This is a genomic window from Hymenobacter ginkgonis (genome assembly GCF_009755225.1).
GTDB lineage: Bacteria > Bacteroidota > Bacteroidia > Cytophagales > Hymenobacteraceae > Hymenobacter > Hymenobacter ginkgonis.
In genome coordinates this window covers 236,326-252,978 of the sequence record NZ_WQKZ01000003.1, presented here as the reverse complement: position 1 = coordinate 252,978, position 16,653 = coordinate 236,326, and the positions used below count along the sequence as shown (strand labels likewise).

General features: G+C 62.4%; 15 protein-coding genes. 11 read left to right on the top strand and 4 right to left on the bottom strand.

The genetic code is table 11. The annotated features are described in order from the left end of the window. Positions 1 to 8 precede the first annotated feature (8 nt). Positions 9 to 1,745: a pyruvate dehydrogenase complex dihydrolipoamide acetyltransferase gene (locus GO988_RS12485; RefSeq protein ID WP_157565909.1), complete on the bottom strand. Its 1,737-nt coding sequence runs from the start codon at positions 1,743 to 1,745 to the stop codon at positions 9 to 11. A gap of 141 nt (positions 1,746 to 1,886) precedes the next feature. Next, complete coding sequence (locus tag GO988_RS12480) at positions 1,887 to 2,498, bottom strand: histidine phosphatase family protein (protein WP_317164856.1); 612 nt, start codon at positions 2,496 to 2,498, stop codon at positions 1,887 to 1,889. A 232-nt stretch (positions 2,499 to 2,730) separates the two neighbouring features. On the opposite strand from GO988_RS12480, the gene GO988_RS12475 reads away from it, so the two are divergent. The 9 genes from GO988_RS12475 to GO988_RS12435 all read left to right on the top strand — a co-directional run bounded on the left by GO988_RS12475 (position 2,731) and on the right by GO988_RS12435 (position 12,698). Then, positions 2,731 to 3,165 (top strand): hotdog fold thioesterase, encoded by a 435-nt coding sequence (locus tag GO988_RS12475; RefSeq protein WP_317164855.1) that lies wholly within the window; start codon positions 2,731 to 2,733, stop codon positions 3,163 to 3,165. Then, positions 3,165 to 4,403: a chorismate-binding protein gene (locus tag GO988_RS12470; protein WP_157565907.1), complete on the top strand. Its 1,239-nt coding sequence runs from the start codon at positions 3,165 to 3,167 to the stop codon at positions 4,401 to 4,403. Before GO988_RS12475 ends, GO988_RS12470 begins: the two co-directional genes overlap by 1 nt. 132 nt (positions 4,404 to 4,535) lie before the next feature. Beyond that, positions 4,536 to 6,368 carry a 2-succinyl-5-enolpyruvyl-6-hydroxy-3-cyclohexene-1-carboxylic-acid synthase gene (gene menD, locus GO988_RS12465; RefSeq protein ID WP_157565904.1) on the top strand — a complete coding sequence of 611 codons (1,833 nt, stop codon included), beginning with the start codon at positions 4,536 to 4,538 and terminating at the stop codon, positions 6,366 to 6,368. Positions 6,369 to 6,498: 130 nt separating this feature from the next. Then, positions 6,499 to 7,323, top strand: a complete 825-nt coding sequence (gene menB, locus GO988_RS12460; protein WP_157565902.1) for a 1,4-dihydroxy-2-naphthoyl-CoA synthase — start codon at positions 6,499 to 6,501, stop codon at positions 7,321 to 7,323. 167 nt (positions 7,324 to 7,490) lie between these two features. Continuing rightward, positions 7,491 to 8,201: a hypothetical protein gene (locus GO988_RS12455; RefSeq protein WP_198172691.1), complete on the top strand. Its 711-nt coding sequence runs from the start codon at positions 7,491 to 7,493 to the stop codon at positions 8,199 to 8,201. Between the two features lie 373 nt (positions 8,202 to 8,574). After that, positions 8,575 to 9,933, top strand: coding sequence for an alpha-amylase family glycosyl hydrolase (locus GO988_RS12450; protein WP_157565898.1), 1,359 nt, complete (start codon positions 8,575 to 8,577; stop codon positions 9,931 to 9,933). A 64-nt stretch (positions 9,934 to 9,997) separates the two neighbouring features. Then, the gene (locus GO988_RS12445) at positions 9,998 to 10,447 is read left to right on the top strand and encodes a hypothetical protein (protein WP_157565896.1); all 450 of its coding nucleotides are present in this window, start codon (positions 9,998 to 10,000) and stop codon (positions 10,445 to 10,447) included. Between the two features lie 52 nt (positions 10,448 to 10,499). Next, positions 10,500 to 11,633 carry an AMP-binding protein gene (locus tag GO988_RS12440; RefSeq protein WP_157565894.1) on the top strand — a complete coding sequence of 378 codons (1,134 nt, stop codon included), beginning with the start codon at positions 10,500 to 10,502 and terminating at the stop codon, positions 11,631 to 11,633. A 201-nt stretch (positions 11,634 to 11,834) separates the two neighbouring features. Then, entirely contained in the window at positions 11,835 to 12,698 is an 864-nt protein-coding gene (locus GO988_RS12435; protein ID WP_157565892.1) for a DUF481 domain-containing protein, read from the top strand. Between the two features lie 19 nt (positions 12,699 to 12,717). Here GO988_RS12435 and GO988_RS12430 read toward each other — a convergent pair whose 3' ends face one another. Then, entirely contained in the window at positions 12,718 to 13,500 is a 783-nt protein-coding gene (locus GO988_RS12430; protein WP_157565890.1) for a hypothetical protein, read from the bottom strand. A gap of 70 nt (positions 13,501 to 13,570) precedes the next feature. Continuing rightward, a complete protein-coding gene (locus GO988_RS12425) occupies positions 13,571 to 15,115 on the bottom strand; it encodes a TlpA family protein disulfide reductase (protein ID WP_157565888.1) in 1,545 nt (514 codons plus the stop codon). A 197-nt stretch (positions 15,116 to 15,312) separates the two neighbouring features. Here GO988_RS12425 and GO988_RS12420 point away from each other — a divergent pair, with 197 nt between their 5' ends. Both GO988_RS12420 and GO988_RS12415 read left to right on the top strand, forming a co-directional pair. Continuing rightward, a complete protein-coding gene (locus GO988_RS12420; protein WP_157565885.1) occupies positions 15,313 to 15,753 on the top strand; it encodes an ABA4-like family protein in 441 nt (146 codons plus the stop codon). Positions 15,754 to 15,772: 19 nt separating this feature from the next. Continuing rightward, positions 15,773 to 16,651: a hypothetical protein gene (locus GO988_RS12415; RefSeq protein ID WP_157565883.1), complete on the top strand. Its 879-nt coding sequence runs from the start codon at positions 15,773 to 15,775 to the stop codon at positions 16,649 to 16,651. Positions 16,652 to 16,653: the final 2 nt, after the last annotated feature.

Below are 16,653 nucleotides of genomic sequence, written 5' to 3'. Positions count from 1 at the left end.
TTAAGGCCTCAGATGAGCATACGCATGGGGTCTTCCAACAGGCCTTTCAGCGTTTGCAGGAAGGCTGCGCCCGTAGCGCCGTCTACCACGCGGTGGTCGCAGCTTAGCGTCACCTTCATGATGTTGCCGATGGCCAGTTCGCCATTTTTCACCACGGCGGTTTGCTTGATGCCGCCCACGGCCAGGATGCAGGCATCCGGCGGGTTGATGATGGCGGTGAATTCGTCGATGCCAAACATGCCCAGGTTGGAAATGGTGAAGGTGCTACCCTCCCACTCGGCTGGCTGCAGCTTCTTGCTCTTGGCCTTACCAGCCAATTCTTTTACCTCAGTGGCAATCTGCGACATGCCCTTGCCGTCGGCATTGCGGATAACGGGTACCAGCAGGCCTTCGTCCACGGCCACGGCCACGCCGATGTTCACCACCTTGTTTTGACGAATACGGTCGCCGAGCCACGACGAGTTGATGGCCGGGTGCTGACGCAGCGCTACGGCCGACGCCTTGATAACCATGTCGTTGAACGACAGCTTCACCGGCGACAGCTCGTTGAGTTTCACGCGAGTTTCCATCGCTTTGTCCATCAGAATTTCCATCGTGAGATAGAAATGCGGCGCCGTGAACAGGCTCTCAGACAAGCGCTTGGCAATCACCTTGCGCATCTGCGACACGGGTGTGTCGGTGTAGGTGCCTTCGGCAGCGGCCGGCGCGGGGGCCGGAGTAGCGGCGGGCTTGGCCGCGGCCTGCTCGGGCAGCGCGGCCTGGATGTACTCGTTCGGGGCCGGCGCGGGGGTAGCGGCCGGCGCAGCAGCAGGGGCGGCTACGGTAGCCGGCTGGGCGTTTTGCAAGTCGCGCGACACGATGCGGCCGTTCTCGCCGGTGCCTTTTATCTGGCGCAGGTCGAGACCTTTATCCTTGGCGATGCTCTTGGCGAGCGGCGAGGCAAGCAGGCGGCCCGTGCTGGCAGGCTCGGCAGCCGCAGCGGGGGTAGGGGCAACGGCGGCCGGGGCGGCCGTCTCGGCCGGAGCCGCGGCGGCGGGGGCTGCGCCACTACTGCCGCCATTCAGCAAAGCCTGAATGTCAGCGCCTTCTTCGCCGATAATAGCTAGTACGCCATCGACGGCAACGGCTTCACCTTCCTTGGGGCCGGTGTAGAGCAAAATACCGTCTTCGTAATTTTCGAGCTCCATGGTGGCTTTGTCGGTTTCGACTTCGGCCAGCACGTCGCCGGATTTTACTTTGTCACCCACCTTTTTGAGCCAGGCCGCGATGGTGCCCTCGGTCATGGTGTCGCTCATTTTGGGCATGCGCACCACGGTGGCTTTCTTGCCGTTGGCGGGCGCGGCGGGGGCGCTGGGTGCCGGTGCAGCCTGGGCGGCTGGCGCGGGGGTAGGGGCAGCCGCCGGAGCGGGCGTTGGGGCGGGGGCAGGAGCTGCTGGCGCCGGAGCAGCAACCACTTGCGGCGCGGCACCACCGCTTTGGCCACCCAGCAAGCTGGCGAAGTCTTCGCCCTCGTTGCCGACTACGGCCAGCACGCCATCGACGGCGACGGCTTCGCCTTCTTTGGGACCGATGTAGAGCAGGGTGCCATCGTCGTAGTTTTCGAGCTCCATGGTGGCTTTGTCGGTTTCGACTTCAGCCAGCACGTCGCCGGATTTTACTTTGTCACCTACTTTTTTGAGCCAGGCCGCGATGACACCTTCGGTCATCGTGTCGCTCATTTTGGGCATCTTAATTACTACGGCCATGATGGGTCTGGGCTGCGCGGTTGCTATCGGAGTTGAGAAGGCCAAAATTAGGGCGAAAATTGGCGCCAACGCCAGCCGGGGGGCCAGCAAATTTTGGCGGACCTAAGTAAGCCAGCTTATTGCTGGTTACGGCGGCCCTTTTTACGAAGATAAGTGGCTTACATCCAAAAAATTGCGAATCGTGTAAAGCGAACCAGTATAGTGAAGCTTGTATAAGCCGAGGTTGTGGTGCTCGAAGCCATCCATGCAGCTGAGGGGGTAGCCCAGCAGCTGGCAAAGCAGCACGCGCAGGGCCCGGCCGTGCAGGCAAACGAGCACAATTTCGTCGTGCGGACGGCTTTGCAGCAGCTCGATAAAGGGGCGCTGGCGGGCCGCTACCTCGGCTGGGCTTTCGCCGCCCGGCAGGCGGGCGTGGGGGTTGCCGGCGGCCCACTGGGCCAGTGTTTGGGCGTACTCGGCGTCTTCCTGGGGCGTGATGCGGGTGCCCTCGCGCGTGCCCCAGCTGATTTCGTTGAGGGCGGCGTAGTGCTCGTGCGGAATGCCTTTATCGATAAAATGCTGCACCGATTGCTGCGTGCGCCGCAGCTCGGAGGTGTAGACGCGGGCAAATGGCACGTGCTGGTAGGCGGCCCAAAACCGCTCGGCCTGCTGGCGGCCTTTGTCATTGAGGCTAGAGTTGACGCCACTGCCCTGCACAATGCCTTGCACGTTGAAATCGGTTTGGCCGTGGCGAAGTAGGTAGAGCTGAATCACGAAGTAAAACGAAGGGGACGGATGCCTCGAAGGTAGAATGGCTGGGCTGCCAAGCTGCCTGGAATGAAGAAATTGCTGGTTTTTAGGTTGGCAAGCCCGATGGGGCCATGGGCACCGCGGCGCCGAGTAGCTTTGCAGCGAAACAAAGGAACGCTTCCTTGGTAAAGAAAGCGACGACTGGCCCGCCGCCGGGCACCGGCCAGTTGTCAATTTCGCTTAAATCTGTGATTCCGTGACGCTGGACGACGTAAAAACTTGGGTGGCCCACCGCCCTACCCTGGCCGACACGCTGGGCATTGAGCTTACCGCGCTTACCCCCGAGTACCTCGAAGGCCGCATGCCCGTTGATGGGCGCACGCACCAACCCATGGGCCTGCTGCACGGTGGCGCCTCGGTGGCGCTGGCCGAAACCCTAGGCAGCATTGGCGCGGCTACCCGCATCGACGTGACCAAGCAGGCCTGCGTGGGCCTCGAAATCAACGCCAACCACATCAAGGGCGTGCGGGCAGGCTGGGTGCGGGGCCGGGCCACGGCGCTGCATGTGGGCCGCACCACGCAGGTGTGGGAAATTCGCATTACGCACGAAGAAACGGGCGCCCTCGTCTGCATCAGCCGCATCACGATGGCCGTGATTGACCTGCCGGCTACCCAGGAAAAAGCAGCCTGATGCCGGTTCTCGAACCTCGCCAGCTACTTTGGCCCACCGCGGCAGCTGGCCTCGACGCCCAGGCCCGACTGCGCCACTTGGCGGCAGGCGCGCTGCGCACGAGCCGGCCACTGGCCATCTGGCGCGAGCCGGGCGCCGCGCACCCGCGCCTGCTGGTGGCCCGCTCGCTGGAGGCCACGTACACGGGCCTACCCCCTGCCCTCGATGGCCAAGCGCCGGCGGGCTTTGCCTTCTTTCCTTTTCGCGACTCTGACCACAACCCGGCGCTTTTTTTGCCCGCCGATGTGCAGTTTGATGTGGCTCGGCCCGACGCGGTGGTGGTATCGCCCGCTGCCCGCGACTTGGTACCGGCGCTTACGGCGTGGCTGGCCCTACCCCCCCTGCCCGAGCTGGCCTGGCACCACGGTGGGCAGCCCGCCCCGCCTGCCGCTACCGAGGCCGAATACACCCAGTTGGTGCGCACCGGTGTGGCCGCCATTAAGGCCAAGGAGGTGGTGAAAGTCGTGAGCTCGCGCGCCGCGCGCCTGCCCCTACCCCCTGGTTTTGACCCGCTGGTGGCCTTCGCCGAGCTGAGTGCCCGCTACGAGCGGGCGTTTGTGTCGTTGGTGAGCGTGCCGGGGGTAGGCACTTGGTTGGGCGCCTCGCCCGAAGTGCTGGCCGAAGTCACGGCCGATGGGCAGTTTCACACCATGGCCCTGGCGGCCACCCAGCCGTTGGTGCCGGGCCGGCTACCGCAAGATGCCATCTGGCGGCAAAAGGAGATTGAGGAACAAGCCCTGGTAGCGCGCTACATCGTGAGTTGTTTCAAGCAGTTGCGCCTGCGCGAATACCAAGAAACCGGGCCGCGCACCGTGGTGGCTGGGCAGCTGCTGCACCTGCGCACCGACTTTGAAGTGGACTTGAAAAACGTCCCCTTCCCCTCCTCCTTGGGCACCGATATGCTCCGCTTACTGCACCCTACCTCTGCCGTGGGCGGCATGCCCAAGGCAGCCGCTCTAGCATTTTTGCAGCGCTACGAAGGCTACGACCGCGCTTACTACAGCGGCTTTCTAGGGCCCGTAAACGTGGGGGCGCCGGGTGTTTCGCGTTTGTTTGTGAACCTGCGCTGCCTGCAAGTGCGCACCACCGAGGCCATACTATACGCCGGCACCGGCCTCACCGTAGACTCAGACCCGACGCGTGAGTGGCAGGAAACCGAGTATAAAATGCAAACCGTGGCGGCAGTATTGGCCATCTAATTAGCTCATTGCTCACAGGAAAAGCACGTCATGCTGACGAGGGAAGCAGCTTGTCAGGTTTGCGTACAGATTATTATATCCTAACAAGCTGCTTCCCTCGTCAGCATGCCAACTGGTTTTTCACTATCCGCCATGAATTCTCTCCAGGCCGTTTTTAACATCGCCGAAATTTGCGCCCAACACGGGATTACCGACGTCATTTTGTCGCCGGGTTCGCGCTCGGCGCCGCTCACGCTGGCGTTTGCGCGGCACCCGGCCTACCGCGGCAAGCTGCGCGTGGTGCCCGACGAGCGGGCAGCGGCGTTTATCGGCCTGGGCATCGCGCAGGCTACGCGGCGGCCGGTGGCGCTGGTGTGCACCAGCGGCACGGCGGGCCTCAACTACGCGCCGGCCGTAGCGGAGGCGTACTTTCAGCAGCTACCACTGCTTGTGCTCACGGCCGACCGCCCACCCGAATGGATAGACCAGCTCGATGGCCAGACCATCCGGCAGCGCGACTTGTACGGTGCGCACGCCAAGGGCACATTTGATTTCCCCGCTGATACCAGCCACGCCGATGCCAAGTGGCACGGCGAGCGCCTCCTCAACGAGGCCATTAACCTGGCGCAGGCTTTTCCGGCTGGGCCCGTGCAAGTGAATGTGCCGCTGCGCGAGCCCTTCTACCCCAAGCCGGGCGAGGAAATGGGCTACGAGCAGCAGGTCAAAATTATGCACGAAGACCAGACCAACGCCACCCTACCCCCCGCCGAAATCCTGACGCTGCGGCAGCTGTTGCGCCAGGCTAGCCGCGTGCTGGTAGTGGCCGGGCAGCAGCCCAGCAACCCTGGCCTAACTGCGGCGCTGCACGAGTTTGCTGCCGCGCGCCAAGTGCCGGTCGTGGCCGATGTCATCACCAATTTAGAGGGGGTAGCGGCCCTGCGGAAGCAAGACGTTTTTCTGGCTGGGTTGCCCAAAGAGCAGAAGGACGCGCTGCGGCCCGACTTGCTTATCACCTTTGGCCAGTCGCTGATTTCAAAGAGCTTGAAGCTATTTTTGCGCGATGCGGCTCCGGCGCAGCACTGGCATATTCAGCCCGCCGGGCCGGTGGCCGATACCTTTCGCAGCCTCACACGCATTATTCGGGTGCAGCCGGCGGCGTTTTTTCAGCAGCTGGCGGTCTTCGAAACCAAAGACTATAACCGGTCCGGGGGTTCGAATCCCTCCTTATCCGAATCTGTGCAAAAAGTTATCGTGGGTTCGAATTCCATCCTCTCTGCAAAAGCAGAAACCGGTTCGAATGCTAGCGCAACCACCGAGCTAGCTATTACCTGGCCGCGGGCCGATGCTGCGGCCACGCAGTTTTTGACCAATTTCTTCGCCGCCAAAGGCCAGCCGTTCAACGAGTTCACGGCCTTTTACCAAACCCTGGCGGCGCTGCCCGATGCCACGGCCTTGCACTTAGCTAACAGCATGGCCGTGCGCTACGCCAATATTATTGGCTTGCCTGCGGGGCAGCAAATTGAGGTGTTTGCCAACCGCGGCACCAGCGGCATCGACGGCTGTAACAGCACGGCGGTGGGCGCGGCGCTGGCCCAACCCGAGCGGCCGGTGGTGCTGCTGACCGGCGACGTGGCCTTCTTCTACGACCGCAACGCCTTCTGGCACAACTACCCTACCCCCAACCTACGGGTCGTGCTCTTCAACAATCACGGCGGCGGCATTTTCCGGCTCATCGACGGGCCGCGCCAGCAACCCGAACTGGACGAGTTTTTTGAAACCACGCAGGCGCTCACGGCCGAGAACCTGTGCCGCGATTTTCAGCTGCGCTACCTGCCCGTAGCCTCGTTTGCCGAACTTGAAGCGGCGCTACCGGTTTTCTTTGCGGCCGAAAGCGGCGCGGCGGTGCTCGAAGTTTTCACCGATAGCAAGACCAACGCCGCTTTTTTTGAGGACTACCGCAAGGCGGCGAAAGCTGCTTTCGCTTGAAAACCAATCCATTGAGCGTCATATTGAATGCCGAAAAACAGCTGGCGCGCGTCGTGGCACAACCCTAACGCTGCGCGCCAGCTACCCCCTGCATTCAGCCTGACGTTCTATATATTTTCTCTTTTAACCTATGTCTGAACCCATTCAGTGGACCCCCATTAAGGAGTTCCAGGAAATCCTTTTCTCCCAGCACGGGGGCATTGCCAAAATCAGCATCAACCGGCCGCAGGTGCACAACGCCTTCACGCCGCTCACGGTAGATGAAATGATTCAGGCGATGGACATTTGCCGCAACCGCACCGATATCGGCGTCATCATCCTAACCGGTGAGGGGGGTAGGGCCTTTTGTTCGGGCGGCGACCAGAGCGTGCGCGGCCATGGCGGCTACGTGGGCGAAAATGCGGTGCCGCGCCTAAACGTGCTCGACTTGCAGAAGATGATTCGCAGCATTCCCAAGCCCGTAGTGGCCATGGTGGCGGGCTGGGCCATTGGCGGCGGCCACGTGCTGCACGTAGTCTGCGACCTGAGCATTGCGGCCGATAATGCGCGCTTCGGCCAGACGGGCCCCAACGTGGGCTCGTTCGACGGGGGCTTTGGCGCCTCTTACCTCGCCCGCGTAGTAGGCCAGAAAAAAGCCCGCGAAATTTGGTTTCTCTGCGACCAGTACGATGCCCAAGAAGCCCTCGACATGGGCCTGGTAAATAAGGTAGTACCGCTCGACAAGCTCGAAGAAACCACCGTAGCTTGGTGCCACAAGATGCTGGAGAAAAGCCCCTTGTCGTTGCGCTTGCTCAAGTCGGCCTTCAACGCTGAGCTTGATGGCCAAGCCGGCATTCAGGAATTGGCGGGCAATGCGACGCTGCTCTACTACCTCAGCGACGAGGCTAAAGAAGGTAAAAACGCCTTCCTGGAGAAGCGCAAGCCCGATTTTGACAAATTTCCGAAGTTTCCGTAGCGTCCGTTAGGCCTTGCGTGCTACTACCCTGCTTTTCTGCTTGCCAGAGAAGCAGGGTATTTTTTTTGGTAATGGTGTGCAATCCAACTTGTTGTGGCATCCTAAGCGCAGGGACTTCACCTAATCCAGCATGGCGTATGACAGCTACCACTTCCTTTCCGGCAAAAATGGCCACTTGTTTGGTGGCGGGGTTGACTTGCGCAGCATTTTGGTTGCTTCTAGGCAATGGGGGAGGCATCCCCTGGCTGCCGCCGACGCTTGTTTTTTCGTTGGTAGCGCTATCGCTGGTGGCAGCCGGTGGGCTGCTAGCGTGGTGGCAAGCCGGCGAAGCCCGGTGGCCGGTTGCTGCCAAAGTTGGGCCTTGGCTGCAAGAGGCAATTTGTTATCTCACAGCGTTTAACATCGCCTGCTTTGGGTGGAAAAAGCTGTTTGGCCTCCAGTTTATCGTGCCCCCCGCCATTGCTAGTCAGCCCATGAACCAGCAGTCGGGCGAGTGGCTAACCTGGTACTATTTCGGTTATTCGCCCACTTTTGGGCTTCTACTGGCCCTCATTCAATTAGCGGGAGCGGGGCTGCTGCTTTTTCGCGCTACGCGGCTGCTCGGCGCCGTCATTCTGACGGCTTTTTTACTCAACCTTACGCTAATTGATATTTGCTACCACCTCAACGCCGGGGCGGTTGTGCAGGCCGTTGTCGCCACCCTCGACGTGCTGTTCATCATGTGGCTGCACTACGCGCGGCTCTTGGCTATTTTCTTGCCAACTGCCGAGCCAGAAACTGCAAGTGCTACGCGAACACTGCCTGGCAACTTGGTCAGAATTTCGGCAATCTTATTGTCGCTGCTATTCACATTTTACTTAAGCATTCTACTTAAGTAAGTAGCTAACAAAGGGTTATTTAACTCATTTCAGCTGCGTGCTAAAAACTAAAACCCAACGCGTGCAAACCCGCGCACCAGCCTGAAAAGAACCGCAACCGCTCTTGCTTGCGCCATTTTTTCAGCGCTTTGGCGCGGGTCTTGACGGCGGCTAAAATGGGGCACGGCGCAACAGTAGGGTCGAGCGCACTACTTCCAGTAGCCAGTACCAATTCGGGGGCGGGTTGCAGGGAAGGTTGCATGATAGGGAAGGTTTAGTGTGGGGTAAGTATACGTGGTTTTTTCTTGAAAAGCAAGTACTCACTCACTGCTAAATTCTTAAAACTTACCATAGCTAGCCGCGTACTTTGCAGCCTATCTCCTTCTTTGCTACCATGAAAAAGCCTTTGCTGCTGGCGCTGCTAAATATTCTCTGTTTTTCGCAGGCCTTCGGGCAAGCTGCTGTGCCTAAGGCTACAGCGCCTACGCCTTTTATGCATCCGGCTTGGATAATGCAGGGCAACATCTACGAGGTGAACGTGCGCCAGTATACCCCCGAAGGCACGCTCAATGCTTTTGCCAAGCACCTCGACCGGCTGCAAAAAATGGGGGTAGAGACGCTGTGGTTCATGCCCTTGAATCCTATCAGTAAGCTCGACCGCAAGGGCAGCCTGGGCAGCTACTACGCCGTGGCCGACTACACCAAGCTCAACCCCGAGTTTGGTACCATGGCCGACTGGCAGCGGTTGGTGGAGGCTATTCATGCCCGCGGCATGAAGGTGATTATCGACTGGGTGCCCAACCACGTGGGCGCCGACAACCGCTGGCTGACGCAGCACCCCAGCTTTTTTATGAAAGACAAGGAGGGCAAGCCAGCCGTGGCCTTCGACTGGGCCGATACGCGGCAGCTCGACTACCGCAACCCCGAAATGCAGGACAGCATGATTGCGGCTATGCGCTACTGGGTGAGCAGCAGCCACATCGACGGTTTTCGCTGCGATGTGGCCTGGAACGTGCCGGCTACCTTCTGGCAGCGCGCCATTCCGGCGCTGCGCCAAAGCAAGAGCTTGTTTATGCTGGCCGAGGGCGACAGCGCCTACCTGCCCCGCAGCGGCTTCGACGCGGTATACCCGTGGCACATGTTTAAGGCGATGGGCACGGTGGCGGCGGGCAAGCGCCCGGCCACGGTGCTCGACAGCATTTGGCAGGAGCAAAACCGGCTCTACCCCAAGGGCACAATGGAGCTGTACTTCACTAGCAACCACGACGAAAACACTTGGAACAAAGCCGATTATGGCCTATTCCCTGGCCGCGTGCACGCGCCTTTTGCCGTGTTTACCCAGACCATGGGCGACGCGGTGCCGCTCATTTACAGCGGGCAGGAAGAGCCGGTGCTGCGGAGCCTCCAGTTTTTTGACAAAGACCCGATGACTTTGGGCAAGTACCAACGGGCCAAATTCTACCAAACCCTCTTGGCCTTGCGCAAGCGCAGCCCGGCGCTGGCCGCCGATGCGTCATTTCGGAAAGTCAACGTCGGCGATGAGCGGGCGGTGTACGCGTATGTACGCGAAAAAGCGGGTAAGAAAGTGCTGGTTATCCTAAACTTGTCAAACAAGAATCAGACTATTACTGTGAAGGAAAAAGCCTTACAAGGCAAGCCCTACAACCTATTTATGTACACCAACGAGCCGCTAACGAGCAAGCCCTGGCAAGTGGAGCCCTGGGGCTACGTGGTGTACGAGTACGGCAAGTAACCTAGCAGGTACTAGGGCAGTTTGTGCGGACCTTGCTCAGCTTTGAGCCCTAAGCTTGCCTGCCATGACCGACGAGGAATACCACCAGAACATGCAGCGTTTTCGGCGCAGGCACTGGCTCCACTTTGGGGTGCAAGGCGGGCTGCTGGGTGGCGCGGCGCTGGCTGGGCACCACCAACCTGTTGCGCTGGCGGCCATCGATTCGCGGCTGGCTACCTGGCCCGTGCTACTCGCGCTGCTTGTGGCGGTGCCACTGGTGAGCATAGTGCTGTATGCCGTGTGCCAAAGCATTAAACCTAATCTGCGGCGGCCCTACGCCGAGAATATGCGCATTTACCAGAGCCGGCTCGTGGTGCGCAACAGCCTGCTGGGGCTGCTGGGCCTACCCCTGCTCGCGGTCTACATCCTTACGCACCACGCGGGGGCGCTGGTTGCCTACGGCGCCCTGCTGCTACTTTTGAGCCGCCAGACAGTGCCCTCGGCCAAAACTTACCAGCGCTGGCTCCTGAGCTAGCGCCCGCGCGGCGGCCAGATAGCTGCGCGCGCGGATTTTTCGTTTGCCCCCCATGCCTACCCCCAACCTCCCAACCTCCCTGCTGCTCAACGGCCGCGAATTCAGCTACGACGCCATTCAGCAAACCCCTACCCCCCACGCCAGCCTCAACGGCTACGAGGCGCGGGTGCTGGAGCTGCTGCGCCAGTGGCTGACGGGTGCCCAGGAGTTTGGCTTGCGCACTTCGGGCAGCACGGGCCAGCCCCAGCTTATTGTGCTGAAGCGGCGGCAGCTGGCGGCCTCGGCGGCCCGCACCGGCGACTACTTCGACCTGGGGCCCGGCGACCGGGCGCTGGTCTGCCTCAACTGCGAGTTTATTGGGGGTAAAATGATGCTGGTGCGCGGCCTGGAGCGCCATATGCACCTGACTATTGTGGAGCCGCACGCCGACCCATTTGATTTCGTGCCGGCCGAGGCCGAATTTGATTTTGGGGCCTTTGTGCCCTTGCAGCTGCGGGCGGTGCTGGCGGCGGGGCGAGCGCCGCGGCTCAATAAGCTGCGCGCCATTTTGGTGGGCGGCGCAGGGGTAGAGCCTAGTTTGCTGCGCGAGATTCAACATCTCAAGGTGCCGGTGTACCTCACGTATGGCATGACCGAAACGGCTTCGCACATGGCGCTGCGCCGCCTCAATGGGCCCGACGCCAGCCCGCACTACCGCGTGCTGCCCGGCCTGCACCTGGGGCAGGACGAGCGCGGCTGCCTCACGGTGCGCGGCGACGTGACGGACGACCAGCTCATCGTCACCAACGACCGCATCGAGCTACTTGATAAACACACCTTTGACTGGCTCGGGCGGGTCGATTTTGTTATCAACTCGGGCGGAGTGAAGGTGCAGGCCGAGAAGGTAGAGCAAGTGCTAGATGTGGCCCTGGCTGAGTTGGGGCAGTCGCGCCGCGCCTTTGTGGCCGGGCGGCCCGATGAGCGCCTCGGCCAAGCCGTGACGGCCTACGTGGAGGGCACCGCCCTACCCCCCGCCGCCGAGCAAAGGCTGCTGGCCTTGCTGGGCCAGCGCCTCGATAAATACGAGCAGCCGAAGGCCGTGGTATACGTGCCCACGTTCCGGACAACGGCTTCGGGTAAGCTCGACCGGGCGGCTACGCTGCGCGGCAGCGCCCCGGCGCGGCGCGGCGCGGCGGGCCAGCCCTGAGCACGGGTGGCAGGTGCCGTGCACCTCACTTTCCGCTGGGCATCCCTACCCCCGCCACCCAAGCCAAGGCGGGAGCGGCGGTTTACTGCTCCGGCTGGCCAGTGTGGCGGGCTAGTATTTGGGCTTGACTGGCAGCTACTTAAGAGCAAAGAAGTACTGGTGAGCCTTGGTTTGAGTAGGCGAAGTGTAATTTTGACTTGCATGACTGACCAAAATTCTCGTGGGTTCGGGAAACGGGCCAGCGGGTTTTTACTGCTGCTGGCCCTGGCTTTTTCCACTGCCCACGCCCAAACTAATTCGGCCACCACGCCAGCCGCCGACACCACGGCTACGCCGGTGGTAGCCCCCGCGGCCGGTTCGTCGAGCGGCATTCCTTCCTCCGAATTTGAAACCTACACCGTGAAGGAGAGCGGGGTGCGCTACACGGCCACGCTCACGGGCATCTATACCACGGGCACCGTGGAGCGCTCGTACTTCACCACCAGCCAAACCGGCAATTTCAAGCTGAGCACGCACTGGCTGCTGCCCACATCCTTTTCGTACAGCTACGGCAAGCAAGATGGCTTGCTGCGCGAGCGCGAGCTACAAGGCCTGCTTACGCCCACCTACCAAAACGGGCGGGTGAAATACTACCTGCTGGCCAATGCCGAGCGTAGCAACCTGCGGGCCATTGCACAACGCTTCGTGACGGGCGCGGGCGCGGGCTACCAGCTCTACATCGACACCCTGCGCAACGAGATAGGCCTGAGCCAGTTTGTGCTCTACGAGCACACCGAGTACCTGGAGGGCTTGCGGCGCGAAGTACCCCGCAGCTCTACGCGCCTCAAGCTGCGCTACACGGCCGGGCCGGTGGTGCTGTCGGGGCTACTATACTACCAGCCCTCGCTGCAGGATTTTGCCAACGACTACCGCCTGAATTTAACCAGCGGCGTCAATTTTAACCTGAGCCGCCACCTGGCCCTGACGGCGGCTTATGCCTACTCCTACGAAAGCATTGCGGTGGAAGGCCGCGCCCCCGGCAACAGCAACCTCACGATTGGGTTTACCTACGTGGCGGGCAAGTAGCTGCTCGGCAGGCGCTTACTTAATGGCCATAAAATTTCAACCGGTCGCGCTTGCTGAGGCCGTGAATGCGGAGGCCATCCTGCGAGAATAGCGGCTCTTGCTTGCGCACCAGCCGAATAAGCGGGCCAATGAGCACCTTGGCGCGCAGGTAAAAAATGGGGCCGCTGAGTTCGCGCCGCACAATGGGCGGCACAAACAGCGTTTGGCGCCAGCCTGCCCCCGCCCCCAGGCTAGCCCAGGAAAACAGGCGCATTTGGGCGGCCACCGATGGCTCGACCAAGGCAATAAAATCGCGGGGGCTGCGAATGCGGTTGAGCGCCTCGTCGGTGTACTCGACGCGCACCGTGCCCATGCCACTTTGCACGTTGCCGGTGAGCTCCCAGCGGGCATTTTCCAGTATTACGTACTCGCCGTAGAGGGCCACGTTGTAGAAGCGCAGGGTAGCATCGGCCTCCTCAGCGGCATTGTCGGGCGGCTCGAGGCGGGTAGGGATGCGGCTACTGAGCAAGTAGATGGCCGCGCCGGTGCGCACCCGGCCCTTCCACTCGAGGCCCAGCTTGAGGCCATTGATAGTGCAGAAGTGGCTGTTGATGATGGAGTAACGCGAGTCGTACTGTACCACTAGCCGGCGCCGCTCAAACACCCGCGCTGGCCGCAGCGAATCGGGTGGGGCAGTAGTAGGCGCCGCTGCCGCGGGCACCGCCGCCCCGGCTGCCAGCCCGGCCACCAGTAGCCACCGAAGCGCCGCCAGCCGCCGAAAGCACTGATTAATAAGAGAGAACAGGTAACACTTCGACTTCACACAGCGGGTGCGCGGCGCCGGCCAAAACCGTTCCGCGCGGGGGTAGCAGGGCTTAACAGCCGGACTGGCATTAGGGTTGTAAGGCTTTTTCGAGGGCCTCGTCGCTGGCCGGGCGGGCCGAGGGGTGGGGCGGGGAACTGAGCACAAGGCGGCCATCGCGCCCAATGAGCCAGTAGCTAGGAATAGATTTCACACCAAACGCCTTGGCAGCCAGCCCATTAAAGGCTGCCGCATCGTGTAGCTGCACGGCATTGGGGGTAGGCGTGTGCTTGGCAGCTACGTAGGCCTGCCAATCGGCGGTTTTGCTGTCGAGCGACACGTAAAGAAAAACCACGTCGCGGCCCGCAAACTTTTGGCGCAGCGCCAGGCTGGCGGGCATTTCGGCCAGGCAGGGCGCGCACCAGGTAGCCCAAAAATCGAGGTATACTACCCGGCCCTTAAAATCGCTGAGTGACACGCTTTTACCGCTGGCATCCTGCAAGGTAAAGTTAGGCGCAGGCTGGCCGCTCATCAGGGCCGCGTGCGCCCGCAGGGCTTGGCGCAGGGTACGGGCGATGGTCGAATCGTGGTTGTGGGCCCGAAAATCGGCCAGCAGCGGCCGAATATCGGCGTGCTCGTACTCGACCTTGCTCAGCAGGTACTGGCCCACGGCCACGTCGCGCACGCGGCCATCGCCGAGGGCATCGGTGGCGAGTTGGTAGAGGCGGCGGCCGGCGGTGGGGCCGGTGGGCAGGTTGCCGTCGGGCCCGTTGAGCTGGGTGAAGCCGTAGGTCATGAGCAAGCTCTGGAAGCTGGCCCGCACCAGGGCCGAATCCTGGGTGTAGAGCTGCATTTCGGGCAAGAAATCGTAGTAGCCGACCGGCACCGTGGCGTAGCCCTCGCGCCGCCTTGCCTCCGGCTGCCGCGAGTAGTAGCTCAGCAGCGAGCTCGCCCACTCGTAGCCAATGGCCTGCTGCTGCTGGCGCACAAAGGCCGCCGGCAGCGGGTGCGTAGCCGCGTAGGCCTGCAGAATAGCCAGCCGCCGCTGGCGGTAGGCATCGGCCAGTTGGCGCAGGTCGGCGGCGCTGAGGCGGGCGGCTTGGGTATCAGGCGTTTGGCGGGCTTCGTCGTCGTGGGCAGCTTGGTGAGCAGTTTGGGCTAGGTAGGTGTTGGCGTTGGCCCCACGCCCAGTAAAGGCCAAAGTTTGGTCAAATTTGGCGGCGTCGAAAGCCAAGTGCAGGTTGTCGCCCGGCGTCAGGTAGAGGTCGGCAGCCTCCTTTTGGTAGCTCAGGCGTGCCTCGCCCGCGGTGGTGAAGCCCGGCAGGGGGAGGCGAAAATCGCCGGTTGGGCTCAGCTTGGCTTCTACCGTTTTGGTGAGGTGCCCCCGCCAGTCGGGCGCGTAGCTGAGGCTGATGGTTTTGGCCGTGGGCTTATCCACGTGGCCGCTCACTACGGGTGCCGCCCCCACCGGTGCCCCCGTAGCCCGGAAGGGTGGCGCCTTAAATGCAATAGGCATGGGCGGGCGCGCCACCTGCGCCCCGGCTACCTGCGGCAACGCGGCAGCCATTGCCAGCAGCCAGCCGCCTACCCCCCCTGCCCTAAGCCAGGCCCCGCAGCCCTCCGGTATAATGCGCATAATTCTAGTGAGGTGGCCGCACTTGGCAAGCCGCTTGGGCAAAGATAACGGCCCCGCGCCGGGGCAGTGGGCCGGCGCTTCGCCCGGCGCGGTGGGCGCTTGGCCGGCCCGCGCGGGCGCTTGGCCCCGGTTGGGCTAGCGCCAGGGGGTAGGCGCTGGGTAAGTTTGACGCAGTTCTACCGCTTTCCTGCTGCGCCATGCTCCTCACCCCCGCCCATCTTTTTGCTCTGGCCAATCCGCTCGCCCTGCTGGGCTGGGCGCTGCTCGTACTGGCCCCACGCTGGCGCTTCACTCGCGCCCTGGTGCTGAGCGGCGCGTGGCAGCTGGGGCTGGCGGTGGCCTACGCGGTGCTCATTGCCACGCACTACCTGGGCGCGCACGGCGGCGAGGGCGGCTTTGGCTCGCTGGCGCAGGTGGCGGCGCTCTTTCACGACCCTTGGGCGCTGCTGGCAGGCTGGGTGCACTACCTGTGCTTCGACCTATTTGTGGGCGCCTGGGAAGTGCGCGATGCCCAGCAGCGCGGCCTGCCGCACGGGGCAGTGGTGCCGGCGCTGGTGCTCACCTTCCTGTTTGGGCCGGTGGGACTGCTGGTGTACTTCGGCAGCCGGGCCGCTTTTGGTAAAAAACAACTTTCTTAACCCTTTAGTCCTCAGCTGCATGGAAACGCTGCACGTCGTCAACTTCTCGCCCGCGTCCGCCCCTTCGGCCTCCGGCACTTCGCACCCTACCCCCTCGCTTTGGCAGCAGGCCGCCGACGGCCTGCGGGTGCTGCACCGGGTCAACCCAGTGCTGTCCTGGACGGGGTGGCTGCACATCGGGTTGGCTGGGGTAGCGCTGGCGCTGCTGCCCCTCGACCACCGCCTCATCACAGGCGCGCCCGCCTGGGTGAAGCCGCTTAAGTTTGCCCTTTCCATCACGGCCTACGTCTGGACGCTGGGCTGGCTGCTGGCCGACTTGCCTACCCCGGCCCAGCGCGCGGTGCGCCGCATCAGCGCGGGCGTGGCCCTGAGCATGGTCGTAGAAATAGGCGTGATTTTTCTGCAGGCCGGGCGCGGCACTTCGTCGCACTACAACCAGAGCAGCGCCCTGAACGGGCTGCTGTTTGGCCTGATGGGCATTTTTATTCTGGTTAATACCGTGCTGACCGCCTGGGCCTTGTACTTGGTGTGGCGGCACCGGCCGCACGGGCCGGCGGGCTACGTGTGGGGCGTGCGGCTGGGGCTGCTGGTCTTCTTAATAGGCTCGCTGCTGGGGGGCTTCATGATTCATAACGCCAGCCACACGGTGGGCGCCCCCGACGGTGGCCCCGGCCTACCCGGCCTGGGCTGGAGCACCCGCGCCGGCGATTTGCGCATCGCGCATTTCTTGGGGATGCACGCCTTGCAGGCGCTGCCGCTGCTGGGCTGGGCACTCAGCCGCTGGGCGCCGCGGCGGGCGGTGGCGCTCACGTGGCTGGGTACGGCACTGTATGCGGCGGCGGTGGCCGGGCTGTTTGTGCAGGCTATGGCGGGCCGGCCGCTGCTGGCCGGCCGCTAGCA

Coding starts and splice junctions, on each gene's coding strand:
- GO988_RS12450 (WP_157565898.1), top strand. CDS start 8,575: ATGAAAAAGCCTTTGCTGCTGGCGCTGCTAAATATTCTCTGTTTTTCG.
- GO988_RS12470 (WP_157565907.1), top strand. CDS start 3,165: ATGCCGGTTCTCGAACCTCGCCAGCTACTTTGGCCCACCGCGGCAGCT.
- menD (WP_157565904.1), top strand. CDS start 4,536: ATGAATTCTCTCCAGGCCGTTTTTAACATCGCCGAAATTTGCGCCCAA.
- GO988_RS12425 (WP_157565888.1), bottom strand. CDS start 15,115: ATGCGCATTATACCGGAGGGCTGCGGGGCCTGGCTTAGGGCAGGGGGG.
- GO988_RS12420 (WP_157565885.1), top strand. CDS start 15,313: ATGCTCCTCACCCCCGCCCATCTTTTTGCTCTGGCCAATCCGCTCGCC.
- GO988_RS12455 (WP_198172691.1), top strand. CDS start 7,491: ATGGCCACTTGTTTGGTGGCGGGGTTGACTTGCGCAGCATTTTGGTTG.
- GO988_RS12440 (WP_157565894.1), top strand. CDS start 10,500: ATGCCTACCCCCAACCTCCCAACCTCCCTGCTGCTCAACGGCCGCGAA.
- GO988_RS12485 (WP_157565909.1), bottom strand. CDS start 1,745: ATGGCCGTAGTAATTAAGATGCCCAAAATGAGCGACACGATGACCGAA.
- GO988_RS12435 (WP_157565892.1), top strand. CDS start 11,835: ATGACTGACCAAAATTCTCGTGGGTTCGGGAAACGGGCCAGCGGGTTT.
- GO988_RS12415 (WP_157565883.1), top strand. CDS start 15,773: ATGGAAACGCTGCACGTCGTCAACTTCTCGCCCGCGTCCGCCCCTTCG.
- GO988_RS12445 (WP_157565896.1), top strand. CDS start 9,998: ATGACCGACGAGGAATACCACCAGAACATGCAGCGTTTTCGGCGCAGG.
- menB (WP_157565902.1), top strand. CDS start 6,499: ATGTCTGAACCCATTCAGTGGACCCCCATTAAGGAGTTCCAGGAAATC.